Source organism: Streptomyces sp. NPDC004752 (assembly GCF_053601275.1).
Genome location: NZ_JBSGBN010000011.1, coordinates 1 through 25,542, shown reverse-complemented (window position 1 = coordinate 25,542; position 25,542 = coordinate 1). Strand labels below are relative to the sequence as shown.

Below are 25,542 nucleotides of genomic sequence, written 5' to 3'. Positions count from 1 at the left end.
CCCGCCCACAGGGCCCCAGGGCCCATTGCCGGGCCCAACCTCCGTCAAGATCCGTCATGTCAGGCCACCCCCAGCCATTTGGCGGCTGCCTGGGCGCGGCTGGTGCTGTGGAGTTTGGCGAAGATCCGGTTGATGTGGTTCTTGACCGTCTTCTCGCTGATGAAGCACACGGCGGCGATCTGCTGGTTGTTCAGACCGGACGCGACCAGGTCCATGATCTCCGCCTCCCTCGCGCTGAGTTGGAACCGCGACCGCAATGACTGTCCCATGTCTGATTGCATGTGCGAAAGGTTTTGTGGAGAAGTGTGGCGAGAATTATGGGGGAGTTCAGGTTCCGTGTGTGCAGTTGCATGCGTTTGGTGGCGTAGGGGTGCCATCAGGGCCCCGGCCGCCGCGGGCGTCAGGTGCGGGCGGCCCCGTGTGATGTCCCTTATCGCGGTGACCAGTTGGTCCACGGTGAACTCGCCGTGCACCAGATAGCCGCCCGCGCCCAGCCGCACCGCCTCCTGGACCGTCTCCGTCTCATGGCTGTAGGTGAGCATCATGACCGGGGCCAGCCGCACCAGGTGCGGCAGCGCCGACAGTCCGTCGACGCCGGGCATGCGGACGTCCAGGAGGACGACGTCCGGGCGGTGCTCCAGGGCCGCTTCGTACGCTGCGCGGCCGTCCGCGGCCTCGGCCACGACCGTGGTGTCCTCCCGGCCGGTGAGGAGGACGGTCAGGCCCGCCCGGACCACCGGGTTGTCGTCGGCGACCACGATCCGCAGCGGCGCGGCGGGAGCGGTCGGCGGGCGGTTCTCGAAGGGGTTCACCGGCATCGGGGTGCCTCCTCTCATGCGTCTCGGGCCTCCTGGGCCGGTACGGGGGTCGGGGATGTCGGCGCCGTCAGCGGCAGTTCCAGCAGGACCTCGGTGCCCTGGGGGTGCTCGCCCCGTCCGATCCGCAGGCGGGCACCGACCGTCGCGGCGCGTTCGACCATGCCGACCAGGCCGAAGTGGCCGGTGCGGCGCAGCCGTTCGAGGGTGGTGCCGGAGGGCAGGCCCCGGCCGTCGTCATGCACGCTCAGGCGCAGCAGCTCGCCCCGGACGTCCGCCCGTACGTCCACGACGGCCGGCGCGCCGTGGCGGTGGGCGTTCTCCATGGCCTCCGAGACGATGGAGAGGACGTGGCGGGCGACCGCCGGGGGGACGGGGGGCAGGGGCCGGTCGCCGGTCCGGTGGAACGCGGTGCGCAGGCCGGTGCGGGTGCGGAACTCGGCGGTGAGCGCGGCCAGTTCCGGCAGCAGTTCGGTGTCGCGCGCCCGGTCGGGCTCGCGGCGCAGGTCGGTGAGGAGTTCCCGGGCCTCCGCCGCCGCCCTGCGGGCCGAGCGGGACACCAGTTCCGCCTGCTGTTCGATCAGGGCGGGGTCCGTGCGGGTGGCCGCGGCGGCGGAGGCCGCGAGGCCGTCGGCCGCGAGGGCGACGCCGTACAGGGTCTTGGCCACCGAGTCGTGCATCTCCCGGGCCAGCCGGGCGCGTTCGGCGCTCACCGCCTCCGTGACGGCGAGCCGGGCCTGCACGGTGGTCAGGGCCTGGGTCGCGGCGCCGAAGCGGAGCATCAGGTTGCGCAGGGTCGAGCCCATGGCCCCGGCGATGACGCACAGGCCGGGCAGCAGCAGCGACTCGGCGACATCGGCCCGGTGGCCCTGCTCCAGGGTCGCGTGCACCAGGAGCAGGATCAGGGCCTGGAGCGAGGCGAAGCAGGCCGCGCCGCGCCAGCTGTAGACGAGGCCGGCGAGGAGGGGGGTGCAGACGCTGACGTAGGCGAGGGTCGTGTCCGGGCCCGCCGAGACGAGGAGGAGGGAGCCTATGAGGGTGTCCGCCGCCAGCAGGGTGGGGTGGCGCAGGAGGAGCGGGCCGAAGCGTTCCCAGTCGCGGAACAGGACGTAGGACGCCATGAACGTGATGACGACCGCCCCGCCCACCAGGCGGGCGCCGAGGCCCGGGGACGCGTTGACCAGGGCGGCGGGGGCGGCCAGCGCGATCATCGCCAGGCGGAAGCCGAACACCTGACGGCACATCGCCTGGAGGGCGCGTAGTTGCAGTTTCTCGGGGGCGGTGCCCGGTCGGGCCACGTCTCCGGGGGCATGGGCGGGGGCATGGCCGCATTCACAGCCAGGCTCATGGCCGGGTTCATGTCCGGGGCCGCGGCCTTCACAGCTGGGGTCATGGCCGGGTTCACGGCCGAGTTCGTGACTGGGGCCGCAGCCGCATTCACAGCCGGGCTCATGGCCGCATTCACAGCCGGGTGCATGACCGGGTCTACGGCCGCATCCATGGCCGGGCTCACGGCCGGGTCCACAGCCGCCTTCGCAGCCGCGTTCGTGACCCGGTCTACGGCCGCATCCACGGCCGGGCTCACGGCCGGGTCCGCAGTCGTATTCACGGCCGAGTTCATGGCCGCGCTCAGGGCCGAGTTCATGGTCCGGTTCGTATGCGGGCGTCGGCTCGGGTCCGGTTGGGTTTGTGGTGCTTTGCGCCGGGGTCCGTCTCGCCCATCCCGGCAGGCGGGCGCGGCGGCGGCCGGTCGCGCCGTCTCTCGTCGCCGTCACCGCCATCACCCCCCGTCCCGCTCGCTTCCCCGTCTACTTGCCCGTGATGGTGCCGAAGTCCACCCCGGAGCCCAGCAGGAGTCCGGCGCCGAGCAGGAGCATCGTGGCCGGGACCATGAACGTGGTGATCATCAGCGTGGCCTTGGGCACCGCTCGGGCGGCCTTGCGGCGGGCGTTCTGCGCGTCGGTGCGGCGCATGTCCTTGGCCAGGGCCACCAGGGTGTCGACGATGGGCGCGCCCAGTTCCTCGCCCTGCTGCAACGCCGTGACGAACATGGCCACCTGCTCGGAGTCGTTGCGGCGGCGCAGTTCCGTGAACGCCTGGCGGCGGCTCATGCCGAGGTCCATCTGGCGCAGCGTGATGCGCAGTTCGTCGGCCCAGGGTCCCTCGTACTTGGCGGCGACCCGGTCCAGGGCCTGCCTGAAGCCCAGCCCCGCGCTCACCACCACCGCGAGGACGTCCAGGAAGTCGGGCAGCGTCCGCTCGATGACGTCCCTGCGGATGCGGATCGCCGACCAGATGCCGACCTCGGTCCAGAACGCACCGAAGGCGAGCAGGAGCAGCGCGACGACGTACTGGTCGCGCATCAGCATCACCAGGAAGCCGACGCCGCCGAGCGCGCCGTAGACCGCCCGCCGTGCCGCGTACCGGTCGATGGTCAGACCGCCCGGGTTGCCCGCGAGGTCGATCCTGCGGCGGTACTTGGCAACCCGTTCGGGTCCCATCAGGCGCAGCACCGCGGGGGCGTAGCGCATGCCCATGCGGTCGATCAGCGAGTCGACGGCGCCGGTGCGGGTGGCGCCCACCTCCAGGGCCACGGCCAGGTCGCGGGGCAGCTTGGCCTCCGCCCGGTACATGCGGATCCCGGCGAACGCGCCCCAGACGCCGAGGCCCATCACCACCGCCAGCAGAAGTCCCATAGAGATCCCCTCCTTCCGTTCCTTTCCGGCTCGGTCCTCAGACGTCGATACGGCTCATCCGGCGGATGAGGACGAACCCGACCGCGTACATCGCGAACGCGATCACCACGCATGCCTGGCCGATCGGTGAGCCGGTCATCCGGTCGAGGGCGCCGTCCTTGACGCCGTTCATGAGGAACAGCGCGCCCACACCGAGCGCGGGGACGGCGTACGACGTCATGGTCACCTGGGAGAGCTGGGTGCGGATCTCGCGCCGGGTCTCCTTGCGTTCCTCCAGCGTCTCGGTCAGATTGCGCAGCGCGCCGACCACCTGGCCGCCCGCGCGGTTCGACAGCACAAGGGTGGTGACGAGCACGACCAGCTCGCGCGACGGCAGCCGATCGGCCAGTTCGCTCAGGGCGTCGTCCATGGAGTGGCCGATCGCCAACTGGTCAGAAACCTTGGCCAGTTCCTCACCCGCGGGGGCCTCCAGCTCCTCCGCGGCCAGGCCGATCGCGGTGCGCAGGGCGAGGCCGGCCTGGGTGGCGTTGGCCAGGATGCGGGCGAGTTCCGGGAGTTGGTTGATGAAGCGTTCGATGCGTTTCTGCCGCTGCCAGTTGAGGAACAGCAGGGCCGCCCACACGCCGGCCAGCCCGGCGATCGGGCCGAAGAAGGGGGCGAGGACGGCCTGCCCGATCAGCCACAGCGCGACGACCACGGCGAGCATGTACGCGAAGAACTCGCCCGGTGTGACGTCCAGTCCGGTCGCCAGGAGACGCAGTTCCAGCCGTCGGCCGAGCCGGGTGCGACGCAGTCGGCGGTCGAGGGTGCGAAAGCGGCGCCGGCGGCCGGTGGCCGGGATCTGGCCGGCGTGGCTGAGGCGTTCGACGAGGGCGGCGCGCTGGGCCCGGCCCGAGGCGTAGGTGTGCACGCCGACGACGGCCAGGGCACAGGCCAGCAGGGTGACGCCGGTAGTAAGCATGACGAGCGTGTGCAGTTCCATGGGTGCCTACCTACCTGGCCTCTCGGGTGGCGAGCTGGTCCGCGCTCTGGGCGACGCCGAACGCCTGCGGCAGAGGCTGGCTCGCCATGTAGAGGCGGTCGGCGGTGCGGCGCGGGAGCGGAAAGTACCGGAAGGTGCCGTGGACGCGGCCGTCGGGGGTCATGGGCCGGGCGTCGAAGCGGGCCGCGGTGGCCAGCCGGTACGGCTCGCTGCCGTGGCTGTCGAGCAGGGCGATCTCGGTGATGCGGCGGGCGCCGTCGGCGAACCGGGTGAGCTGGACGAGGACGTCCACGGCGCTGTTGATCTGGTCGTGCAGGGCGACGAAGGGGACCTCGACGTCGGACATGGAGGCGAGGGTCTGCAGCCGGGTGAGGGCGTCCTCGGCGCTGTTCGCGTGCACGGTCGCCAGGGAGCCGTCGTGGCCCGTGGACATCGCCTGGAGCATGTCCAGGGACTCGCCGCCGCGGACCTCACCGACCACGATGCGGTCGGGGCGCATACGGAGCGAGTTGCGCACCAGGTCGCGGATGGTGACCTGGCCCTTGCCCTCGACGTTCGGCGGGCGGGACTCCAGGCGGACGACGTGGGTCTGCTGGAGCTGGAGTTCGGCCGAGTCCTCGATGGTGATGATCCGCTCGTGCGCCGGGATGAGTCCGGACAGGGCGTTGAGCAGGGTCGTCTTGCCGGTGCCGGTGGCCCCGGAGACGATGATGTTGAACTTCGCCTGCACCAGGCCCGCGAGCAGGAACAGCATGTGCTCGTCCAGTGAGCCGAAGCCGATCAGCTCCTGGAGGGTGAAGGAGCGCGGAAAGCGGCGGATGGTGAGAATGGGGCCGGTGAGGGACAGCGGCGGGATGATGACGTTGACGCGCTCGCCGGACGGGAGGCGGGCGTCGACCATCGGGTTGGACTCGTCCACCCGGCGGTTGACCGTCGAGACGATCCGCTCGATCGTCTGCATCAGCTGGTCCGCGGAGCCGAAGCGCAGCGGCAACTGCTCGACCCGGCCGCCGCGTTCCACGAAGATCGCGTCGGCGCCGTTCACCATGATCTCGGTGATGGACGGGTCCTCCAGCAGGGGTTCCAGGATGCCGAGGCCGAGCGCCTCGTCCACGACGCGCCGGATCAGCTGGGAGCGTTCGACGGTCGACAGGACCGGGCCCTCGCGGCTGATGATGTGGCCGAGCACCCGCTCAAGGCGGGCCCGGCGCTCGGCCGCCGCGAGCGAACTCATCTCCGCGAGGTCGATCTCCTCCAGGAGCTTGGCCCGGTAGGAGGCGACCAGGTGGCCGTCCTCGCCCCGGTTGCCTTGCTCCTCGGGGGAGTTGATGCGTGCCCGCAGGCTCATGGCTGGGCTGCTCCTCGTTCAGTGGTCGAGCGGCATGGTCGCGGACTTGCGGGCGTCCCCGAAGTCCCAGCCGAAGGCGACCGAGGGGATGTGGACGGTGGCGGTGACCTCGACCGAGTCGCCCAGCTCGGCGGTCGCACACCGGGTGCCGTCGGCGAGCCAGTCGCTGACCGCGCCCGTGCATGCCTGGGCGGCGTCCTGCCGCAACGAGGCGGCCCGGGCCCCCGCGCGCGCCGCCGTCCCCGCCTGCTGTGCGGTGTACGCGACGAGCCCGATCTGGATACCGGCGAGAGCGACGAGAAGCAGGATCGGGATGAACCCCAGGTATTCGATGGCGACTTGCCCGCGATCCCGACGCGGAACACGCGGGGCGGACCGGCGGACCCGTACGACCCGCTCCGGGCCCCGGCCACCGGGGACGCTGGCGCGGCGCGGGCCACCGAAACGACGAACGCCGCGGAGACGGGCACGAAGCCCACGGGGGCGAGCACGAAGCCCACCGGGGCGAGCACGAAGCCCACGGAGACGGGCACGAAGCCCACCGGGGCGAGCACGAAGCCCACGGAGACGGGCACGAAGCCCACCGGGGCGAGCACGAAGCCCACGGAGACGGGCTCGAAGCCCACCGGGGCGGGGGCGAAGCTCACCGGGGCGGGCTGGAAGCTCACTGAGACGGGGGCGGGGCCCGCCGGGGCGTTGGCGAAGCCGACTGAGACGCGAGCGAAGGCCGAGGCCGGGACCGACGTCCCGGGGAGTGCCTCCCAAGCGGCGAGCGCGCACGGCACCATCCCCACGCCAAGCACCCAGATCACGAAGACGAGTACGGGAACGGCCGAGGCCGACGCGAGACCCGATGCCCACCCCGACCACCCGAAGCCCCCGGCCGACACGGCGGGCGCCGAGGCCACCAGCCGAACTCCGGGCGTCCGGGTCACCACCCCGGCTCGGGACACCGAAGCCGCCCTGCCGGACACCGAGGTCGCGGTCCCGACGCCAGAAGCGCACCCCTCCACCCCGCCCCCGACCGTCCAAGCCACCACCCCGACGCCGCAGGCGCACCGCTCCGCCCCGCCGCCGACCGTCCAAGTCGTCGTCCCGGCGCCGCAAGCGCACCCCATTGACCAGATGCCAGGCTCCCAAGCCGCCTCCCCGGCTCAGGCCCCCGAAACCACCCTCCCCCCACCGGACACCAAGGTCACCACCCCGGCGCCGCAAGCGCACCCCTCCGACCAGACGCCAGGCACCCAAGCCGCCGTCCAGGCGCCCGGTGTACGCCTGGCCATCCGGGCGTCGGGTGCCCGAGTCGGTCTTTCCGCGCCGGGCGGCCATGTCACCGTCCAGGCTGCGGATCGCGGATTCGCGGTCATGGCGCATCTCAGTGTTTCGCCTCCTCCACCGCGCCCGCGTGGCCGTGGACGGTGACCGGGAAGGCGACGGTCCCCGGGAAGAGGACGGGCACCTTGAGGGACACGTCGGCGGTCACATAGCCGCTCCCCCCGCACGTCACCGTGGCATTCCCCTTCCACGCCTCCGACAGGTGCCGGAGTCCCGCCTCCTGGCAGGCGGCCTGCCGCTCGCCCGGCGCCGCGGCCGTCGCGGCCCGTACCGCCTCGTCGGCAGCGTTCCCCGCGAGCGTGTAGGTGTACCCCACGAGGACGCACTGCCACATCAGCACCAGGGTCAACAGGATCAGCGGGGTCATGCCGAGGAGTTCGATGCTGACCTGACCCCGGTCACGGGCCGGCCGGTCCATGCCGTTCACTCCTTCCGGCGCCGGAAGCTCATCGCGCCCCGGTCGCCGCGTGGCCGATCGCCGCGTGGCCGATCGCCGCGTGGCCGGCCGCCGCGGTGCGCCGGTCCGTCGGGCGCGCCGGCCAGGCCGAGTTCGCCCGCGAGCGCCCACAGGGCCTGTTTCACCGCGCTCCGGCCGTCGAGTTCGTGGACCCGCCCGGCGTCCACGACGCCCTGGAGTTCCTTGAAGCCCGCGGGGACCGTCGTACGGGCCAGCGCGGTGCCGGTGATGCGCTGGATCAGCTGCGGCTGGATCTCCGTGCTCCTGGTGTGGCGGTTGACGACGACGGTGGTCTCCTCCGCCTTGCGGATCTGGAGCCGGTCCCACATGCGCACGGTGCGCTTGGCGGCCCGTACGGCGACCACGTCCGGGGTGGTCAGCAGCAGCGCCGTCTCGGCCATCTCCACGGCGGTCGCGCCGGCCCCGCTGAGCTGGGCGCCGCAGTCCACGACGACCACCTCGTAGCGGGAGCGCAGGGCGCCGATGATCTGCCGGGCGGCGCGGTCGGTGACCTCCTCGCCGCGTTCGCCCTCGCCGGGAGCGAGCAGCAGGGCGAGGCCGGTGTCATGGCGGAAGACGGCGTCGGCAAGGACGCGCGGGGAGATGTCGGTGATGGCGGCCAGGTCGACGACGGAGCGGCGGAACTGGATGTCCAGGTAGGAGGCGATGTCGCCGGTCTGCAGATCCATGTCGACCAGGACGGTGGACCGGCCGGACGCCTGGGCGGCGAGGGCGAGCTGGACGGCGGCGAAGGTGGTGCCGACGCCGCCCTTGGCGCCGCTGACGGTGACGACGGTGCCACCGGCGCCGCCGGTGCCGTCGAACACGTCGGCGCCGTGGCCGAGATGCCGGCGTACGCCCTGTGACCACTGGGCCACCGCGTGCACCCGGCTGGCCAGTTCGTCGTAGCTCAGCGGGAGGGCGACCAGGCCGCGGGCGCCGGAGTCCATGGCGGCGGCGAACAGGCCCGGGCCGGCGTCGGTGGTGACGAGGATGACGCCGGCGGCGGGGAAGCGCAGGGCGATCTCGCGGACGAGTTCGAGCGCGGGTACGGGTCCGATCCGCTCGTGCACGACGACGACCTCGGGCAGTTCGTCGACGGACTCGGCGGCGAGCCGGGTGAGGGTGTCGACGAGCTGGGTGGAGTCGCCGACCGGGGGGAGCGGTTCGGCGTCCGGCAGTTGGCTGAGCAGGGTGATGAGGGAGCGTACGGCGTCCGGGTCACCGACGGCCGGGAGGATTCTGGTGGGCATGCGGACCGCCTCTCACTTGTCCGTCGCGAGTTCGTAGGTGCGGTCCTTGTCCGGGACGGTGGTCTCGCCGCCGGGTGCCACCAGGGCGAGCCTGACCCGCTGGGCGAACGACTCGGCGTACGTGATGCGCTGGGCGTCGATGGTGGACAGCGCGAAGGTGATCGGGACGGCGTCGGTCGGCTGCTGGTTCTTGTTGTCCGGCTCCAGGGAGGTCAGCTTGCCGACGTCGAGGACCCGGGCGTTGGTCACGATGATCTTGGACTGGTCGGGGTCGCCCTCCCGCCTGCCCTCGAAGGTGGCGTAGACGTTGACCCGGGAGCCCGGGGTGATCTTGCCGGCCACGCCGGTGGCCGCGTCGATCATGATGGCGACCTCCTGCTCCCCCGACTGGAGGGCGGGCTGCTCGACGATCATGTCGGTCTGCAGCAGGGAGCCCTCGCGCAGGGTGGTCACGGCGATCTTGCCCCGGATCTGCCGCAGATCGGTGACGGCATTGGCCGACAACCAGCGCTCAGGCATCCGGATCTTCTCGAACTGGCCCGTGTTCAGTGGCGTGTACGGCGCCACGTTCGACGTGAGCCGGTACGCGGTGACCTCGGGGCCGACCTTGGACTTCACGTCGTCGATGACGAAGAGCACGCCGGTGAACGCGCCGAGGGCGCAGACGACCGACAGGATCAGGAGTATCACGCCGCGGCGCTGACGGGAGTTCATGAACCGTGCAACCTCATTGGGGGAATCGGTCGTGCGCAGTCGTATGGGTGAGCGGTGTCGCGGTGCCGGACGGTCAGGCGGGCGTCCGTTGTTCGAGGGCCCGTGGGGCGGATGGCTCCTGGCCCGGCGGGGTCGCGGAGCAGAAGACACAACGGTCGCCGATGACGTCGATGCCGCACCAGTGGCAGGTGCTCTGCCGTACGGAGGTGACCAGTTGGTAGAGGACGGAGAGGTCGCCGAGATAGCCGCAGAACTCGACGATCCGGCCCGTCCCCCACCAGCTCGCGGACTCGGCCGGCAGCGGGGCCTCACGCACCCCGTGCGCACCCCATGCCGTGCCGAGCGTGCCGATCCACTCGGACTGCAGATGCCCCTTGGCGACCAGCATCCAGGTGCTGAACTCGGGTCCGGACAGGGTCGCTTCGGGGCCGATCCGCACGAGCTGGGGTTGCGGATGGGCGACCACCGCGAACTGGCTGCCCGGCACCCAGGACTTGGCGTGCGCCTTCAGCCCCACGGGCACCCGGTCCAGCTTGGCGACCGAACCGAGGACCGCGCCGGCGTGGATGTAGTGGGTGAGCAGACGGCCCGCGGAGGCGAGCACGCCCGGGCTGAGGTCGCAGGAGGCGAGCTGACGCAACTGGCGGGCCAGGACGGCGATTCCGAGGGGCGGCAGGGCGGGCCGGAACAGGGCGATCCGGTCGCTCTCCATGAGCGACCGGAGGGTGTGCAGCCGCTGGATCAGCGCCGCGGGAGCGGCCTGCGAGCCGACGACGATCAGATGCCCGTGCTGCTCGACGAGCGCGTGCAGCTCGGCGAGCGCCTGGTCGAGCGGCCGCTTGTCGAGGTCCCGCAGGACGACGGCGGGCATGGTCCGTTCGTCCTGCGCGGACAGCGCCATGTCGGCGCTGGTCACGGCGATGGCAGTTGGCACGCGCGACTCCCCGCTCTTCACATCCGTGGGCGCACCGGGGGATGACTCCGGTGCGCCGGGACGACTTCACTGCGTGACTACGTGAGCACTGTATCCACGCCTCTGTGACCGGAGAACACCGTTTGTGTAGCCGAACGGGATCCACCCTCACACAACTCACTTCAAACCAGGACAGGTTGAACGTCTCGCGAACGTCTCGCGCACACAGACTTCTGGTCCGGACCTCTTGAGAGCGGGTTGGTCCGGACCGACTGGGGAGGGTGCGGTGTGGGAAGACCCGGGGGCGGCGGCTTCGGCCGCCGCCCCCGTCCGCGTCACTACTCCTCGAAGTAGGCGTCGAGCACCGTGTCCAGTTGCTCCTCCCACTCCTTGAACCGCGTCCTGGCCGACGCCTCGATCTCGATCGGGTACCAGCGGCGGTCAGGGGTGTGCACCGTGATGGTGAACCGCTTTCCGAAGCGGGGCGACTCCGTCTCGACCGCGCCGATCTCGTCCCAGCGGAACTCGCAGGACTCCTCGTCGAGGCGGAGCCGGACGCCCTTGCGGTCGGCCACTATCCGGGCACGGCGGTCGGCGGCCTCGAAGACCGGGCCGTCCGGCCCTGCGCCGTCCTCGCCCCGCTCGGGCTCGCTCTCGGCGGCCTCCTCGGTCTTCGCGGCGGGCGCTTCCGTCTCCTCGACCGAGGCCGTCTCCTTGGCCGAAACCGCGTCCTCGGCCGAGTCCGTGTCCTTGGCCGAAACCGCGTCCTTGGCCGAGACCGTCTCCTCGGGCTCGACGGCGTCCTCGGGCTCGGTGTCCTGCCGCTCCGCCGACACGGGCGCGGTGATCCCGGGAATGAAGGCCGGGTCGAATCCGGCGCCCTCGATGGGCTGGCTGCTCGATCCTATGCGCTGCTCCACGCGGGCAGTATGGACGACGTTCCTGTGCCGGAACCAGTCAGCCCACCCTTCACTCCGGTTCACCCTGGTGACGCCGCCCCCACGCGAGGCCGGTCAACTCGCCGTACGAACAGGCACAACAGGGCCGCGACCGCGAAGCCCCGCGACCGACGGGACCGATAGGGCTGATCGGGCCTAACAGTCCTGTCAGCCCTATCAGTCCTATCGGTCCGACTCCAGGACGGTCCCTGGTGCGGTGGGGGGCGGTCAGTCGAGTACGGCGAGCGCGTCGATCTCGATGAGGAGTCCTGCGGGCAGGCCGACATAGACGGTGGTGCGCGCGGCGGGCGGCTGGGTGAGGCCCTGCTCCTCGAAGTAGGTGTTGTAGATCTCGTTCATCTCGGCGAAGTGGTCGACGTCGGTGAGATAGACGCGGATCATCATCACGTCGTCCCAGCTCGCGCCGCCCTCCGCCAGGATCGACTTGACGTTGGCGAGGGTCTGGAGGGTCTGCTCGCGCAGGGTGGGGCCGGCGGGTGTGGGGGGCTTGCCCGGCTCGGCGGGGAGGAAACCGACCTGGCCGGCGACCTGGAGGAAGTTGCCCTTCCTGACCCCGTGCGAGAACTTCGCGGGCGGGGTGGTGTGGGTCGTGGGGGTGAGCGCGATCTTCTCGGTCATGCGGGGGTTTCCTTCACTGGAGTTCTGCTGGAGGAACGGGAGTTCTGCCGGAGTACTCGCCGCTGATGGCGTCGGCGGTGCGGCGCACCTGCGGGAGCAGGGTGAGGAGTTGGTCGGCGGTGACGACCACGTTCGGCGCGGACACGGACATCGCGGCGACCACCCGGCCGTCGGTGCCGCGGACGGGGGCGGCGACACAGTTGATGGACTCCTCGTGGCCGCCGAGGTCGGCGGCCCAGCCCTGTTCCCGGACCTTGTCCAACTCCCGTAGGAAGGCGGTGGCATTGGGGGTGGAACGGGCCGTGTACATGGGGTAGTCGAGCCGCTCCGCGAGCGCGCGGCGTTCGGCCTCGGGCAGGTCGGCGAGGAGCAGTTTGGCGACGGCGGCGACGGTGAGGGCGACGGGCCTGCCGATCCGCGAGTACATGCGCACCGGGTAGCGGCTGTCCACCTTGTCGATGTAGAGCACCTCGTGCTCCTCGTACACGGCGAGGTGGACGGTGTGTCCGCAGCTCTCGTTGAGGCGGACGAGGTGGGGGTGGGCGATCTCGCGGATGTCGAGGTTCTCCATCGCCTCCTGGGCGAGGGCGAAGAGGCGGGCGCCGAGCCGGTAGCGATGGTCGGCCTGGCGGTAGACGAGGCCGTGTTCGTGCAGGGTGCGCAGCAGGCGCAGCGCGGTGGACTTGTGCACGCCGAGCCGGTCGGCGACCCGGCCGAGGTCGGCGGGGCCCTCGGCGAGCAGCGGCAGGATGCTCAGCGCGCGGTCGACGGTCTGGCTCATGGTCCGGGTACCTCCTCGTCGGCCCGGCCTGCGGTACGTGTCCAGCCGGGGCCGAGTCGAAGTCTCCCCCACGCCGCGTCGTCCAGGGCGATCAGCCGGTCGGCGTGGTCCCTGGCGGGGGGCAGGGCGAGGTCGCCGGGCACGGTGAGCGCGGCGGCGGCCATGAGATGCCCGGACCGGAGCCGCTCCCGCGCGGGCAGCCCGCGCAGCGTCGCCGACAGAAACCCGGCGGCGAAGGCGTCACCGGCGCCGACGGGCGCGACGACGTCGACGCACAGCGCGGGCACGGAGGTACGGGTGACCGGGCCGGGACCGGGCCGCGCCCCTCGGTCCGGTCCCCGCCCGCCCCCGGTACGGCCGGAGTCGGTACGGCCGGAGTCGGTACGGCCGGGGTCAGCGCGGCCGGACCCGGTACGGCCGGGGCCGGTGCGCACTGGCCGGGCGTCCCCGGCATCATCAACGTCGTACGTACCCCCCGTACCGCGCACCGCGTCGGCACCGGTCGCACCGCCCATGGCGCTCGCATCGCCCCCGTCGGGCACGGCGGGCCCACCAGGCACGGCAGGCGCACCGGACGTGCCAGACGTACCGGACATGCCAGGCGCACCAGGCGCGGCGGCGCGCTCGAAGACCGTCGCCCCCCGGGCGCCCTCCTTCACCACCAGGACCCGGGGCTCCGGCAGGAGGGTGCGGATCGCGTCCGGGTCGGCCGCGACGCCCCAGGCCGCCTCCGCCTCGTCGGTGCCCACGAAGACCAGGTCGCAGCCGCGGGCCAGGTCGAGCAGCACCCGGGGGGCGGCGGCGTCGCGCCACAGGCCGGGGCGGAGGTTCACGTCAAAGGAGACGAGGGGGCGGCGGCCGGGCCAAGGCGCGGTGAGTGCGCGCAGCAGGTCGAGGCAGCCGTCGGAGAGCGCGGCCGTGATCCCGGACAGATGCAGGATGCGTGCGGCCTGCAGCGCCGCCAGGTCCATATTGTCGACGGTCATCGCGGAGGCCGCCGAACCGGCCCGGTAGTAGGCCACTTCGTGGTCGTCGTCCGCCCGGTCGCCGGCGGTGCGGAAGTAGATCCCGGTGGACCGCGCCGGGTCCCGCCGCACCGAGGCGACGTCGACGCCGTATCCCCCGATCGCCCCGACGAGATGGTCGCCGAAGCCATCGGCGCCGACCCGGCTGACCCAGCGCGTGGAGTGCCCGGCGGCGGCCAGGACGCAGACCACGTTGGACTCGGCGCCGCCGATGGCACGGTCGAAGGAGGGCACGTCGGCGAGGCGGCCGGTGCGAGTGGGCAGGAACGTGACCATGGACTCGCCGAGCGCGACGACGTCCACGACATCCACGACGTCGGGGTCGGTGCGGGGTCCGGTGTCGGTCACGGTCGTCATGGCTCCTCGGTGCGGACGCGGGTCACGGCGGCTCCGTTGACCCCGCGTTGGCCGAGATGTTAGACAGCAGTGAGCGATATACGCAACGGTCGTTGCAGATAGCGCAACGCACCTGATCAGGGAGGTTCCATGAGCATCGAGGCGCTCGCCCGCCTGGCCGAGGAACGCGTCGACCACCGGTTCAAGGGCCTCCCGCCGGACGCCACCGGGCTGACCGTCGGCGAACTGGCCGCCCAGCGCCGCAACCTCTTCACCGACGGCTTCGCCACCCCCGTGCTCACGCTGTCCGCCGAGCGCCTTGAGCACAACCTGAAGCTCATGGAGACATACGCGGCCCGGCACGGCCTCGCCTTCGCCCCGCACGGCAAGACGTCCATGGCCCCGCAGCTCTTCCACCGTCAGCTCGCGCACGGCGCCTGGGGCATCACGCTGGCGGTGCCGCACCAGGTGCGGGTGGCGCGGGCGTTCGGCGTCGAGCGGGTCTTCCTCGCCAACGAACTGGTGGACGCTGCGGCCCTGCGCTGGATCGCCGCCGAACTCGCCGCGGACCCGTCCTTCCGCTTCGTCTGCTACGTCGACTCGGTGCGCGGCGTGGCGCTGATGGACGCGGCACTGCGCGGGGCCGCCCGCCCGGTGGACGTGGTGGTCGAACTGGCCGCCGGCGAGGGCGCCCGCACCGGCGTGCGGACGGAGGCGGAGTGCGCGGCGGTCGCGGACGCGGTGGCGGCCGCGGGGACGCTGCGGCTGGTCGGTGTCGCCGGGTACGAGGGCGAGGTGCCGCGGGCCGACCCGGAGCGGGTGCACGCGTGGCTGCGCCGGCTGGTCGCGCTCGCCGCGGACTTCGACCGGGCGGGCCGGTTCGCGGACGCCGGGGAGGTCGTCGTCAGCGCGGGCGGCAGCGCCTGGTTCGACGCGGTGGCCGATGTGTTCGCCGAACTCCCGCCGCTGTCCCGCCCCGTCCTGAAGCTGCTCCGCTCCGGCGCCTATGTCTCGCACGACGACGGCCACTACCGCGGGCTGACCCCCTTCCACCGGATTCCGCGGGAGGGCGCCCTGGAGCCCGCCTTCCGGCTGTGGGCGCAGATCGTCTCGCGCCCCTCGGCCGAGCAGGCGTTCGCCAACGCGGGCAAGCGGGACGCGGCCCACGACCTCGGCCTGCCCTGCGCCCTGGTGGTACGCAGGAACGGCACGCAGCGGCCGGCGACCGGGGTCTCGGTGACCGGCCTGTCCGACCAGCACGCCTGGCTGCGCACCGAACCGGAGGCGGACCTGGAGGTCGGCGACTGGATCGGGCTCGGCCTGTCCCACCCGTGCACGTCCTTCGACAAGTGGCAGCTGATCCCGCTGACCGAGGCGGACGGCACGGTCGTCGAATACATCCGCACGTTCTTCTAGGAGGCAGCGCGTGGCAGAGCTGGTCATCAGGGACGCGGACGTCGTGGACGGCAGCGGGCGTCCGTCGTACCGCGCCGACGTGGTGGTGGACGGCGGCCGGATCGTCTCGATCGTCCAGGAGGCCGCCCAGGCGGGCTGCGGGCGGCCCGAGGCCCGCCGCGAGTTGGACGCCGAGGGGCTGGTGCTCTCCCCCGGCTTCATCGACATGCACGCCCACAGCGATCTCGCCCTGCTGCGCGATCCCGACCACAGCGCGAAGGCCGCGCAGGGCGTGACCCTGGAGGTCATCGGGCAGGACGGGCTGTCGTACGCCCCGGTCGACGACCGCACGCTCGACGAGGTGCGCCGGGCGATCACCGGCTGGAACGGGTACGGCGACGACATCGACTTCGACTGGCGGTCCGTCGGCGAGTACCTGGACCGGCTGGATGGGGGCATCGCCGTCAACGCCGCCTATCTGATCCCGCAGGGCACGGTGCGCGCGCTCGCCGTCGGCTGGGAGGACCGTCCGGCCTCGCCCGCAGAGCTGGACCGGATGCGGCGGCTGGTCGCCGAGGGCATGGAGCAGGGCGCGGTCGGCATGTCGTCGGGGCTCACCTACACGCCCGGCATGTACGCAAAGGACGCGGAACTCACCGAGCTGTGCCGGGTGGTGGCCCGGTACGGCGGCTATTACTGCCCGCACCACCGTTCCTACGGGGCGGGCGCACTGGCGGCGTACGCGGAGATGGTGGAGCTGACCCGCACGGCGGGCTGCGCCCTGCACCTCGCGCACGCCACCCTCAACTTCGGTGTGAACAAGGGCCGCGCGCCCGAGCTGCTGGCCCTCCTGGACGACGCGCTCGCCGCCGGCGGCGACATCAGCCTCGACACCTACCCCTACACCCCGGGCTGTACGACGCTCGCGGCGCTGCTGCCCGGCTGGGCGAGCGAGGGCGGCCCGGAGGAGATCCTCGGGCGGCTCACCGACGAGGCGACCGCCGAGCGGATCCGGCACCACCTGGAGGCCGTCGGCTCCGACGGCTGCCACGGCGTGCCCGTCGAGTGGGACACGATCGAGATCTCCGGGGTGACCGACCCGGCCCTCGCCGACCATGTCGGCCGCACGGTCCTGGAGTCGGCGCGGCGGCGCGGCGAGGCGCCCTGGACGACGGCCCGCAGGCTGCTGGTCGAGGACCGGCTGGGGTCCACGATCCTCCAGCATGTGGGCCACGAGGAGAACGTCCGCGCGATCATGCGGCACGGCGTGCACACCGGCGGTTCGGACGGCATCCTGCGGGGCGCCAAGCCGCATCCGCGCGCGTACGGCACCTTTCCGCACTATCTGGGCCGGTACGTACGGGAGTTGGGGGTGCTGACCCTGGAGGAGTGCGTCGCGCACCTCACCTCGCGCCCCGCGGCCCGGCTGCGTCTGCCGGACCGCGGGCTCGTCCGCGAGTGGTACCGCGCCGACCTGGTCCTGTTCGACCCCCGTACGGTCGCGGCGGGGTCCACCTATGAACAGCCGCGCACGCTGCCCACCGGCATCCCGTACGTCCTGGTCGACGGCCGGTTCGTGATCGAGAACGGCCGCCGCACGGACGTACTGGCGGGACGAGCGATCCGCCGAACCCCCGCCTGACAGCGCCCCAAAGGGGCGCGGGGCTGTGTCATTATGCGGCTCCGCCGCGCGGGCGCGACCAGCCACAACACCGCCGCAGCCGACCGACAACACGACGCATCACGGCCCCACCGAACGGATGAGCTGGCCGGACCGGCGATCCGCCGGACCCCCGCCTGACCGCCGAAGGCAGCGGCTGAATGGACCGAGCGCACTGCCGTCGGCAGCGCCCCAAACGGGCCCCAAAGGGGCGCGGGGAACTGCGCGACCAGCCACAATGCCGCCGCAGCCGACCGACGGCGCAGCCCGACTACGACGCATCCCGGCCCCACCGAGCGGAGCGCTACGGCTTGGGCAGGGTGCAGTCGCCAGCGCTCAGGTCCAGCTTGTTGCCGGTCGTGAAGCAGGCCGGGATCTGGTAGGTCTCCTCGGCGTAGTTGATGCCCTGGCGGACGGTGACGGTGCCGTCCTCGGCGACCTCACAGGGGTTGTTCTCGGTGCACTGGGCACCGTCCTCGTTGCCGGTGTTGTTGACGGCGACGACCTTTCCGGTGGCGTCGTCGATCACCGGGGAGCCCGAGGTGCCGCCGATGGTGTCGCAGTCCGAGGTGTAGCGGACGGAGTCCTTCCAGGTCCAGTCGCCCTCCTTCAGGCGGTAGACGAAGCCGTCGATGGAGCAGGCGTAGGTCCGCTTCCAGTAGCCGGAGACGACCGTGATGGCGGTGCCGGCGGTCGGGTGTGTTTCCTGCACCGTCAGGGCGTCGATCCCGTACTCGCTCTTGATCTGCTCGTACGTGGTGGTCAGCTGGTAGATCGTGACGTCCGTGTCGGTCATCGTCGCGTAGGCGATCTTGTCGGCGTGCAGCGTGCCGACCTCGGTGGCCGAGGCGTCGAGCAGGCCGAAGGTGCGGCTGGACGCCTGGTCGACGATGACCTGGCCGGCGGCCGGGAAGCCGGTCTCCAGGCAGTGCCCGTTGGTGAGCACCAGGGCCGGGTCGGTGTCGGCGGAGTCCGGGAAGCGGACGACGGAGCCGGAGCAGTTGCTGAGCGCGACGGTGCCGGCGAAGTCGACGGCCTGGATCGCGGGCGCGGCGGACTTCGCGACGGCGGACTTCGCCGCCGTGCCGGTGGCGTCCGTCGCCGTGGCGGCGGCTGCGGGCGCCATGCCCGCCCCGGTGATCACCAGGGTCGCGAGCGCGGCAAGGAGAGGCTTGTTCATGTGGGGGTCCCCTCTGCAGACGTAAGCGACCGGAGATCTTCCGGCCGCCACAGTCTTGTCATGCGCATTGTGAAGCCATCGAGGGCCGACAGCAAGAAGCCGTACACATCCCCACGCAGGGCACCGGCCACCCCGACTCCCCGACATCCGGCCCCAGTTGGACCACCAGACGGGTCACTCGCCCGGCCGAACACAGTCGCCCCACCCGTACGGCGCGCCCGCCCCCGAGCCGTCGGCAATGCCCGCGGGTCACTCGTCCTGGTGGATGCGAGACGACGAATTCCCGTCGCGGGCCGGCGCGGGTTCCGGGCCGCCACGGCCGCCTGTTTTCGCGGGTTCCGCGGGCCGCCCGCCGGGGCGGTGGCCCGCGGTCGGGCGTCTCACGTGGCAGAGAACACCATCCAAGGGGCGTTACCTGGTCGTAAGCTCGCGGACATGCAGGTGATCCAGTCGACCAAGCTCGCCAACGTCTGTTACGAGATCCGCGGCCCGGTGCTCGAGGAGGCGATGCGGCTGGAGGCGGCCGGGCACCGGATCCTCAAGCTGAACACCGGCAACCCGGCCGCGTTCGGCTTCGAGTGCCCGCCCGAGATCCTGGAGGACATCCTCCGCAATATGTCGTCGGCGCACGGCTACGGCGACGCCAAGGGCCTGCTCGCGGCGCGCCGCGCGGTCGTCATGCACAACCAGACCCTCGGCATCGAGACCGACGTCGAGCACGTCTACATCGGCAACGGCGTCTCCGAGCTGATCGTGATGGCGATGCAGGGGCTCCTCGACGACGGGGACGAGGTCCTCGTACCGGCCCCCGACTACCCGCTGTGGACGGCCGCCGTCTCGCTCTCCGGCGGCACCGCCGTCCACTACCGCTGCGACGAGCAGTCCGACTGGATGCCCGACCTCGCCGATGTGGAGCGCAAGGTCACCGACCGCACCAAGGCGATCGTGATCATCAACCCGAACAACCCGACGGGCGCGGTGTACGACCAGGCGGTGCTGAAGGGCCTCACGGACATCGCCCGCCGGCACAACCTGCTGGTCTGCTCGGACGAGATCTACGACAAGATCCTTTACGACGACGCCACCCACACCCCGACGGCCGCGGTCGCTCCGGACCTGCTGACGCTGACCTTCAACGGCATGTCCAAGGCGTACCGGGTGGCCGGCTACCGGGTGGGCTGGATGTCGATCTCCGGGCCGCGGGCGCACGCCGACTCCTATATCGAGGGCCTGACGATCCTGGCGAACATGCGCCTGTGCGCGAACATGCCGGGCCAGCACGGCGTCGTGGCCGCCCTGAGCGGACGCCAGACGATCAACGAGCTGGTGCTGCCGGGCGGGCGGCTGAAGGAGCAGCTGGACGTCGCCTACGAGCTGCTGACGCAGATCCCGGGCGTGACCTGTGTGCGACCCAGGGGCGCGCTGTACCTCTTCCCGCGCCTGGACCCGAACGTCTTCAAGATCAAGGACGACCGCCAGATGGTCCTCGATCTGCTGCGCCGCGAGAAGATCATGGTCGTCCAGGGCACGGGCTTCAACTGGCCGGAACCGGACCACTTCCGCGTGGTGACGCTGCCCTCGGTGGGGGACCTGCGGGACGCGGTGACCCGGATCGGCACGTTCCTGGACGGCTACGCGCAGCTCTAGCCCAGCTCCAGCCCCAAACTGCGCGGGAGTCGGCCGGGCGCCGTGGCTCACGCCGGGTAACCACCCGACCCGCTTACGCGATCAGGGTCAACTTTAGACGAATTCCAAGCTAGGATGGCTTCCTGTCAGAGCACAGGAGGCCATCTCCCATGTACGAACCGACTCGCCCCGGACCGTCGCACCGGTCCCCCCACGGCACCCCGATGGCCGGCACCCCCTCCGACTTCCCCCACCGGTCGCGCGAGGAGGAGCTGGACATCCAGCTCGCCGGACATCTCGCGGCCCTGCTCGCCGTCACGGACGAGCTGCGCGCCCTCACGCCCTCCGACGAGCTGGACGCGGCGTCCGCACGGCTCGCCGAGCAGGTGACCCGGCTGCGGGGAGGGTGCGCCCCGGTCCGCGCGTCCGGCGCCGCGGCCGACCTCCGCCCGGCAGACCTCCGCCCAGCCGACGTCCGACAGGCCGCCCTGCACCACCGGGCGCACACGCTGGCCGGGCGCGCCCTGGTCGTCGCGGCGTCCCGCGCCGACACCACGGCGGCGATCCTGTCCGCCGAGCGCATGGACGCCCACGCCGCCGCCCTGAGCGACCTGCCGGAACTCAGCGCAACCCACTGACCCGGACAGGGCCTCCCGGACGGCCCCGGTCCGCGCGCACCCGCAGCGACGCGCGGACCGGGCGCCCTCGACCCGCCAGACGGAATGGCTTATTCCTGTTGCATAACGGGATCGGCCCGACACCCTCCGTTCACCATCCCCTCCGCGGAACGTTGAATTCCGGGAGCAGTCTGCCTCGCGTGAGACGTATCGCGGGAATAGTCCTCGCGGTGCTGCTGATCGGCGGCGTGGTGGCTGCCGTCATCGCAGGCCGACAAGGCGAGGACAAGGGCACGGCAACGAAGACCGTGCAGGGAGTGATCGGATCGGAGAAGGCCGAGTTCTTCGCCGATCCCGACGTGGTGAAGGCCCTGGCCGCCAAGGGCTTCGCCGTGAAGACCGAGTCATCGGGGTCCTGGGCGATGGAGGGCCTCGACCTCAAGGGGTACGACTTCGCCTTCCCGTCCAGCCAGGCCCCGGCCGACCAACTGGCCGCCAAATACCAGGTGCGCCAGCCCCTGCCGCGCCCCTTCTATTCACCGCTCGTCGTGGTGGCGCACCGCAGCGCGGCCGATGTGCTCGCCGCCAACGGGCTGGCCAAGCTCGACGGCAAGAGCCGCGGCACCCTGAAGATGGCCGCCTATCTCGACGCCGCCCGCCACGACCGGACCTGGCAGCAGCTCAAGGGGGCCGACCGGCACGGGGAGTTGACCGGCACCCTCTACATCGCCAGCACCGACCCGGAGTCCTCCAACTCCGGCGCCCTCTATCTGGCCGCGGCCTCCTATGTCGCGGGCGGCGGCAAGGTCGCCGCGAGCACGGCCGACGTCGACCGCACCGCGCCCCTGCTGCACAAGCTGATCTCCGTCCAGGGCGCCCAGCAGTCCAGCTCGGACGGTCCGTTCCGGGACTTCATCAGCGGGGCCGGCAATCCGCTGGTGCTGGTGTACGAGTCGCAGGTCGCCACGCTCCTCGGCGAACAGAAGTCGGTCGACGACCTCGTCGTCCTCTACCCCGACACGACCGTCAACAGCGACCACACCGTCGTACCGCTCACCGACGAGGGCCGCGCGCTCGGGGAGTTGCTCAGCACCGACCCGACGCTGCGCAAGCTGGCCGTCAAGCACGGCTTCCGCCCGCAGGGCGACACCGCCGAGTTCATCGCGGCCACGGCCGACCGTGCCGCCTACCTCAACCAGCAGCTGACCGGTGTCCGGCAGGCGCCCGTGCCCACCTCCGAGGTGCTGCACGAGATGGCCCGCCGGGCACGCGGCTGATCCGGGGGATACCTATGAGCAGCTTCAATCACATCATCCCGAGCGGCCATGAGCCGACGCTCAGCGGCGACGACGTCCTCACGCTCACCCCGCCCGAAGCCGTGGCGCCCGTGCCCCGAGAGAAGGCCGGCGGCCTGGTGCCCGTCGACGCGGAAGTCCGCGACGACATGGCCCGCAAGGCCGCCGCGTACATAGCGGGGCTCGCCGGCCTCGACTCCCGCTCGCCCGAGTTCGCGGGCAAGGTCGGCGAGATCACCGCGCTCGGCTCCGGTGAGATGCGCAGCGCCGCCGCACAGTCCAACCGCATGCTGGATCGCGCCGTCCGCAGTCTGCCCGGCAAGGGCGGCGACGCCCAGTCCCAGGTGGCCGGGTCCCTCGTCGAACTCCGCCGGGTCGTCGACGACCTCGACCCGCGCGATCTGCCCGCGAGCAAGGGCCGCAAGTTCCTGTCCCGGCTGCCCGGCGGCAACAAGCTGCGTGACCACGTCGCCAAGTACGCCTCCGCACAGGGCACCCTGAACAAGATCGTCGGCTCGCTGCGCGGCGGCCAGGACGAACTGCGCCGCGACAACGCCGCGTTGCAGACCGAGCGGGTGCGGCTGTGGGAGACCATGGGCAAGCTCCAGGAGTACGTCGTGCTCACCGAAGCGCTCGACACCGCCGTCGAGGGGCACATCGGCGGCGTGGCCGTGAGCGAGCCGGAGCGGGCCGACAACCTCCGCGCGGACGTGCTCTTCCCGGTCCGGCAGAAGCACCAGGACCTGCTCACCCAGCTCGCGGTGTGCGCGCAGGGCTACCTCGCCATGGACGTCGTACGCCGCAACAACGAGGAACTGATCAAGGGCGTCGAACGCGCGGCCACCACGACCGTCTCGGCGCTGCGCATCTCCGTGATGCTGGCCTCCGCCCTGGACAACCAGAAGAAGGTCATCGAGCAGGTCAACGCGTTGCGCGGGACGACCGAGGAGCTGATCCGCGGCAATGCCGAGATGCTGAGCACACAGAGCGGGGAGATCCAGCGCATCGCCGCCGACCCGGCCGTCGGCGCCGAGACCCTGCGCTCCGCCTTCCAGCAGATCTACCGCACCCTGGACGCGATCGACACCTACAAGGTCCAGGCCACGGAGGCGATGGCGACGACGGTCGAGAGCCTCACCGCCGAACTCCAGCACGCCAGCTCCTACTTGGAGCGCAGCCGGACGCAGGGCGCCCTGGACGGGGGTAAGGCGTGAGACGTCGCCTGGCCGTCCTCGCGGCTGCCGCCGCCCTGCTGACCGCCTGTACCCCCGAGTCGCACCCGGAGCCCGACGACACCGCGCCCCGGCCCGGCACCCTGCGCGTCCTCGCCTCCAGTGAACTCACCGACATGAAGCCGGTGTTGGAGCAGATCAGCAAGGAAACCGGCATCACCGTCCGCCCCACCTACATCGGCACCCTCGACGCGGTCGACATGGTGGCGAAGGGCACGACCGACGGGGCGTACGACGCGCTGTGGCTGTCGTCCAACGACTATCTGCGGCTGCGTCCGGACGCCGCGAAGAAGGTCGTCTCCGAGACGCCGATCATGTCGAGTCCGGTCGCGATCGGCGTCCGGCAGGAGGCGCTGGCCCGGCTGCACTGGAAGCCGGCGGACGTCACCTGGGGGCAGATCGAACAGGCCGTGCAGGACGGCAAGCTGACCTACGGCATGACCGACCCGGCCCGCTCCAACTCCGGTTTCTCCACGCTGGTCTCGGTCGCCTCCGCCCTGTCCGGCGCCCAGTCCGCGCTGACCGACGCGGATGTGGCGAAGGCGACGCCGAGGCTCAAGGAGTTCTTCAAGGGCCAGCAGCTGACCTCGGGTTCCTCGGGCTGGCTGGCGGGGGCGTACGCGCGGCGCGGCGATGTCGACGCCCTGCTCAACTACGAGTCGGTCCTCAAGGGAATCCCGGACCTCACCGTGATCCGGCCCACCGACGGCGTGATCACCGCCGACTACCCGCTCTCCTCGCTCGCCACCGCCGACTCCGACACCCGCCAGAACGTGCGCAAGCTCGCCGAGGCGCTGCGCACCGACTCCGCGCAGCGGCTGATCACCGAGGACACCCATCGCCGCCCGGTCGTCCCGTCGGTGAAGCCGGCCGCGGGCCTCGACACCGGCAGACGGCGCGAACTGCCCTTCCCCGGCAGCCGCTCCGTCGCCGACGGGCTGCTCGACTCGTACGAGAACGAACTGCGCCGCCCCTCGCGCACGGTGTACGTGCTCGACACCTCGGGTTCGATGCAGGGGGACCGGCTGGACCGGCTGAAGAAGGCCCTCACCGATCTCACCGGGGACTTCCGTCAGCGCGAGGAGGTCACCCTGATGCCGTTCGGCTCGGATGTGAAGAGCGTGCGCGCCCATGTGGTCAGCCCATCGGATCCGAGCAGCGGTCTCGACGCCATCCGCAAGGACACCGACGCCCTTTCCGCCGAGGGCGACACCGCCATCTACACCTCGCTGGAGAAGGCGTACGAGCACCTGGGCACGGGCGGCGACACGTTCACCTCGATCGTGCTGATGACGGACGGCGAGAACACCACCGGCGCCAAGGCCGAGGAGTTCGACTCGTTCTACCGCGGGCTCACCCGGACCGAGCGGGAGACCCCGGTCTTCCCCATTCTCTTCGGCGACTCCGACCAGGCGGAGTTGCAGCACATCGCCGATCTGACCGGCGGCCGTCTGTTCGACGCCCGCAACGGCTCGCTCGACGGCGCCTTCGAGGAGATCCGTGGCTACCAGTAGATTCGTCGGCTATCTGGAGTCCCGCAAGAACATCGCGGGCGGCTTCTGCGGCCTCGCCGGGCTCGCGCTGACCTTCACGGGGGTGGCGGGACCGTACTGGCCGGTCGTGGTGGCAGGGCTGTACGGGGCGGGCGCGCTGATCGCCCCGCCGGAGCGGCCCGCGCTGCCGGACTTCCCGGATCCGAGTGCCCAACTCGACGAGCTGCGCGACGATTTCGAGACCCTGCGCGGCTATCTCGCGGACGTCGACCTGCCGCCCGCGGCGGCCGGACGGCTCACCGAACTCACCGAGCTGCTGGCCGCCCTGCTGGACCCGGGGTGGGTCACCGAGGTGCTGGCGCAGGACCCGGAGGGCATGCACACGCTGTCGCGGACCGTGCGGCAGGACATCCCCGAGGCGGTCGACGCGTATGTGCGCACCCGGTGGTGGACGCGGCTGACGCCTGGCACCGAACCGCCGGAGCGGCACCTGGAGCGGCAGCTGACCCTGCTGTACGAGGAGGCCGAACGGCTGGCGACGGCACTCCGGGACGCCGAGACCCGCCGCCAGGAATCGCACACCCGATACCTGGAGGACCGCTCCAACTGAACCGGGCGGCCGGTGGCGAGGGCCTGTCGGCGTCCTCCCGCCGGGGCGGACGGGAGGACGCCGACAGGCCATGACCCCGCACGCCGTTGTACGGGGCCTCGCCGGTCCTAGGGCGTGTTTCGAAAGTAGCGTCGTCCGCCCGGAGGGCGGGGCCCGTGGCGTCTGGTGCGGTGCATCGCAAGGCGGAGGGTCGTCCGCGTAC

At 71.7% G+C, this 25,542-nt stretch carries 23 protein-coding genes; 8 read left to right on the top strand and 15 right to left on the bottom strand.

Annotated elements, in window-relative coordinates:
• Positions 1–59 precede the first annotated feature (59 nt).
• The 14 genes from ACWEKM_RS06900 to ACWEKM_RS06835 form a co-directional block, all read right to left on the bottom strand.
• Positions 60–836, bottom strand: coding sequence for a response regulator (locus tag ACWEKM_RS06900; protein ID WP_451620108.1), 777 nt, complete (start codon positions 834–836; stop codon positions 60–62).
• On the bottom strand, positions 833–2,113 hold the full coding sequence (locus tag ACWEKM_RS06895; RefSeq protein WP_451620107.1) for a sensor histidine kinase: 1,281 nt from the start codon (positions 2,111–2,113) through the stop codon (positions 833–835). Before ACWEKM_RS06895 ends, ACWEKM_RS06900 begins: the two co-directional genes overlap by 4 nt.
• Before the next feature lie 510 nt (positions 2,114–2,623).
• Positions 2,624–3,511 (bottom strand): DUF5936 domain-containing protein, encoded by an 888-nt coding sequence (locus ACWEKM_RS06890; RefSeq protein ID WP_451620106.1) that lies wholly within the window; start codon positions 3,509–3,511, stop codon positions 2,624–2,626.
• 37 nt (positions 3,512–3,548) lie between these two features.
• On the bottom strand, positions 3,549–4,493 hold the full coding sequence (locus tag ACWEKM_RS06885; RefSeq protein ID WP_451620105.1) for a type II secretion system F family protein: 945 nt from the start codon (positions 4,491–4,493) through the stop codon (positions 3,549–3,551).
• 10 nt (positions 4,494–4,503) lie between these two features.
• Positions 4,504–5,841: a CpaF family protein gene (locus tag ACWEKM_RS06880; protein ID WP_451620104.1), complete on the bottom strand. Its 1,338-nt coding sequence runs from the start codon at positions 5,839–5,841 to the stop codon at positions 4,504–4,506.
• Between the two features lie 18 nt (positions 5,842–5,859).
• Entirely contained in the window at positions 5,860–6,174 is a 315-nt protein-coding gene (locus ACWEKM_RS06875; protein WP_451620182.1) for a TadE/TadG family type IV pilus assembly protein, read from the bottom strand.
• A 1,042-nt stretch (positions 6,175–7,216) separates the two neighbouring features.
• Positions 7,217–7,594, bottom strand: coding sequence for a TadE/TadG family type IV pilus assembly protein (locus ACWEKM_RS06870; protein ID WP_451620103.1), 378 nt, complete (start codon positions 7,592–7,594; stop codon positions 7,217–7,219).
• 5 nt (positions 7,595–7,599) lie between these two features.
• On the bottom strand, positions 7,600–8,886 hold the full coding sequence (locus ACWEKM_RS06865; protein WP_451620102.1) for an AAA family ATPase: 1,287 nt from the start codon (positions 8,884–8,886) through the stop codon (positions 7,600–7,602).
• 12 nt (positions 8,887–8,898) lie between these two features.
• Positions 8,899–9,600, bottom strand: coding sequence for a Flp pilus assembly protein CpaB (gene cpaB, locus ACWEKM_RS06860; protein ID WP_451620101.1), 702 nt, complete (start codon positions 9,598–9,600; stop codon positions 8,899–8,901).
• A 73-nt stretch (positions 9,601–9,673) separates the two neighbouring features.
• On the bottom strand, positions 9,674–10,501 hold the full coding sequence (locus ACWEKM_RS06855; protein WP_451620181.1) for a hypothetical protein: 828 nt from the start codon (positions 10,499–10,501) through the stop codon (positions 9,674–9,676).
• A 350-nt stretch (positions 10,502–10,851) separates the two neighbouring features.
• Positions 10,852–11,433, bottom strand: a complete 582-nt coding sequence (locus ACWEKM_RS06850) for a hypothetical protein (protein ID WP_451620100.1) — start codon at positions 11,431–11,433, stop codon at positions 10,852–10,854.
• Between the two features lie 246 nt (positions 11,434–11,679).
• The gene (locus ACWEKM_RS06845) at positions 11,680–12,090 is read right to left on the bottom strand and encodes a RidA family protein (RefSeq protein ID WP_451620099.1); all 411 of its coding nucleotides are present in this window, start codon (positions 12,088–12,090) and stop codon (positions 11,680–11,682) included.
• 13 nt (positions 12,091–12,103) lie between these two features.
• A complete protein-coding gene (locus ACWEKM_RS06840) occupies positions 12,104–12,871 on the bottom strand; it encodes an IclR family transcriptional regulator (RefSeq protein ID WP_451620098.1) in 768 nt (255 codons plus the stop codon).
• Complete coding sequence (locus ACWEKM_RS06835) at positions 12,868–14,253, bottom strand: PfkB family carbohydrate kinase (RefSeq protein WP_451620097.1); 1,386 nt, start codon at positions 14,251–14,253, stop codon at positions 12,868–12,870. Before ACWEKM_RS06835 ends, ACWEKM_RS06840 begins: the two co-directional genes overlap by 4 nt.
• A gap of 129 nt (positions 14,254–14,382) precedes the next feature.
• On the opposite strand from ACWEKM_RS06835, the gene ACWEKM_RS06830 reads away from it, so the two are divergent.
• Both ACWEKM_RS06830 and ACWEKM_RS06825 read left to right on the top strand, forming a co-directional pair.
• The gene (locus ACWEKM_RS06830) at positions 14,383–15,648 is read left to right on the top strand and encodes an amino acid deaminase (protein WP_451620096.1); all 1,266 of its coding nucleotides are present in this window, start codon (positions 14,383–14,385) and stop codon (positions 15,646–15,648) included.
• 10 nt (positions 15,649–15,658) lie between these two features.
• The gene (locus ACWEKM_RS06825; protein ID WP_451620095.1) at positions 15,659–17,269 is read left to right on the top strand and encodes an N-acyl-D-amino-acid deacylase family protein; all 1,611 of its coding nucleotides are present in this window, start codon (positions 15,659–15,661) and stop codon (positions 17,267–17,269) included.
• Between the two features lie 322 nt (positions 17,270–17,591).
• Here ACWEKM_RS06825 and ACWEKM_RS06820 read toward each other — a convergent pair whose 3' ends face one another.
• Positions 17,592–18,467 carry a S1 family peptidase gene (locus ACWEKM_RS06820; protein ID WP_451620094.1) on the bottom strand — a complete coding sequence of 292 codons (876 nt, stop codon included), beginning with the start codon at positions 18,465–18,467 and terminating at the stop codon, positions 17,592–17,594.
• 435 nt (positions 18,468–18,902) lie between these two features.
• Here ACWEKM_RS06820 and ACWEKM_RS06815 point away from each other — a divergent pair, with 435 nt between their 5' ends.
• The 6 genes from ACWEKM_RS06815 (at position 18,903) to ACWEKM_RS06790 (ending at position 25,340) form a co-directional block, all read left to right on the top strand.
• Positions 18,903–20,114: a pyridoxal phosphate-dependent aminotransferase gene (locus ACWEKM_RS06815; protein ID WP_451620093.1), complete on the top strand. Its 1,212-nt coding sequence runs from the start codon at positions 18,903–18,905 to the stop codon at positions 20,112–20,114.
• A 149-nt stretch (positions 20,115–20,263) separates the two neighbouring features.
• Complete coding sequence (locus ACWEKM_RS06810) at positions 20,264–20,731, top strand: SCO4983 family protein (RefSeq protein ID WP_451620092.1); 468 nt, start codon at positions 20,264–20,266, stop codon at positions 20,729–20,731.
• 179 nt (positions 20,732–20,910) lie between these two features.
• The gene (locus ACWEKM_RS06805; RefSeq protein ID WP_451620091.1) at positions 20,911–21,987 is read left to right on the top strand and encodes a hypothetical protein; all 1,077 of its coding nucleotides are present in this window, start codon (positions 20,911–20,913) and stop codon (positions 21,985–21,987) included.
• Between the two features lie 14 nt (positions 21,988–22,001).
• A complete protein-coding gene (locus ACWEKM_RS06800; RefSeq protein ID WP_451620090.1) occupies positions 22,002–23,219 on the top strand; it encodes a toxic anion resistance protein in 1,218 nt (405 codons plus the stop codon).
• Complete coding sequence (locus tag ACWEKM_RS06795) at positions 23,216–24,751, top strand: substrate-binding and vWA domain-containing protein (protein ID WP_451620089.1); 1,536 nt, start codon at positions 23,216–23,218, stop codon at positions 24,749–24,751. Before ACWEKM_RS06800 ends, ACWEKM_RS06795 begins: the two co-directional genes overlap by 4 nt.
• The gene (locus tag ACWEKM_RS06790) at positions 24,738–25,340 is read left to right on the top strand and encodes a hypothetical protein (protein WP_451620088.1); all 603 of its coding nucleotides are present in this window, start codon (positions 24,738–24,740) and stop codon (positions 25,338–25,340) included. Before ACWEKM_RS06795 ends, ACWEKM_RS06790 begins: the two co-directional genes overlap by 14 nt.
• Positions 25,341–25,542: the final 202 nt, after the last annotated feature.

Excerpts from the sequence above, each read along its gene's own strand:
- ACWEKM_RS06880 (WP_451620104.1), bottom strand. The coding sequence starts at position 5,841 with ATGAGCCTGCGGGCACGCATCAACTCCCCCGAGGAGCAAGGCAACCGG.
- ACWEKM_RS06810 (WP_451620092.1), top strand. The coding sequence starts at position 20,264 with ATGTACGAACCGACTCGCCCCGGACCGTCGCACCGGTCCCCCCACGGC.
- ACWEKM_RS06800 (WP_451620090.1), top strand. The coding sequence starts at position 22,002 with ATGAGCAGCTTCAATCACATCATCCCGAGCGGCCATGAGCCGACGCTC.
- ACWEKM_RS06885 (WP_451620105.1), bottom strand. The coding sequence starts at position 4,493 with ATGGAACTGCACACGCTCGTCATGCTTACTACCGGCGTCACCCTGCTG.
- ACWEKM_RS06840 (WP_451620098.1), bottom strand. The coding sequence starts at position 12,871 with ATGAGCCAGACCGTCGACCGCGCGCTGAGCATCCTGCCGCTGCTCGCC.
- ACWEKM_RS06845 (WP_451620099.1), bottom strand. The coding sequence starts at position 12,090 with ATGACCGAGAAGATCGCGCTCACCCCCACGACCCACACCACCCCGCCC.
- ACWEKM_RS06830 (WP_451620096.1), top strand. The coding sequence starts at position 14,383 with ATGAGCATCGAGGCGCTCGCCCGCCTGGCCGAGGAACGCGTCGACCAC.
- ACWEKM_RS06835 (WP_451620097.1), bottom strand. The coding sequence starts at position 14,253 with ATGACGACCGTGACCGACACCGGACCCCGCACCGACCCCGACGTCGTG.
- ACWEKM_RS06890 (WP_451620106.1), bottom strand. The coding sequence starts at position 3,511 with ATGGGACTTCTGCTGGCGGTGGTGATGGGCCTCGGCGTCTGGGGCGCG.
- ACWEKM_RS06870 (WP_451620103.1), bottom strand. The coding sequence starts at position 7,594 with ATGGACCGGCCGGCCCGTGACCGGGGTCAGGTCAGCATCGAACTCCTC.
- ACWEKM_RS06865 (WP_451620102.1), bottom strand. The coding sequence starts at position 8,886 with ATGCCCACCAGAATCCTCCCGGCCGTCGGTGACCCGGACGCCGTACGC.
- cpaB (WP_451620101.1), bottom strand. The coding sequence starts at position 9,600 with ATGAACTCCCGTCAGCGCCGCGGCGTGATACTCCTGATCCTGTCGGTC.
- ACWEKM_RS06900 (WP_451620108.1), bottom strand. The coding sequence starts at position 836 with ATGAGAGGAGGCACCCCGATGCCGGTGAACCCCTTCGAGAACCGCCCG.
- ACWEKM_RS06855 (WP_451620181.1), bottom strand. The coding sequence starts at position 10,501 with ATGGCGCTGTCCGCGCAGGACGAACGGACCATGCCCGCCGTCGTCCTG.
- ACWEKM_RS06815 (WP_451620093.1), top strand. The coding sequence starts at position 18,903 with ATGCAGGTGATCCAGTCGACCAAGCTCGCCAACGTCTGTTACGAGATC.
- ACWEKM_RS06820 (WP_451620094.1), bottom strand. The coding sequence starts at position 18,467 with ATGAACAAGCCTCTCCTTGCCGCGCTCGCGACCCTGGTGATCACCGGG.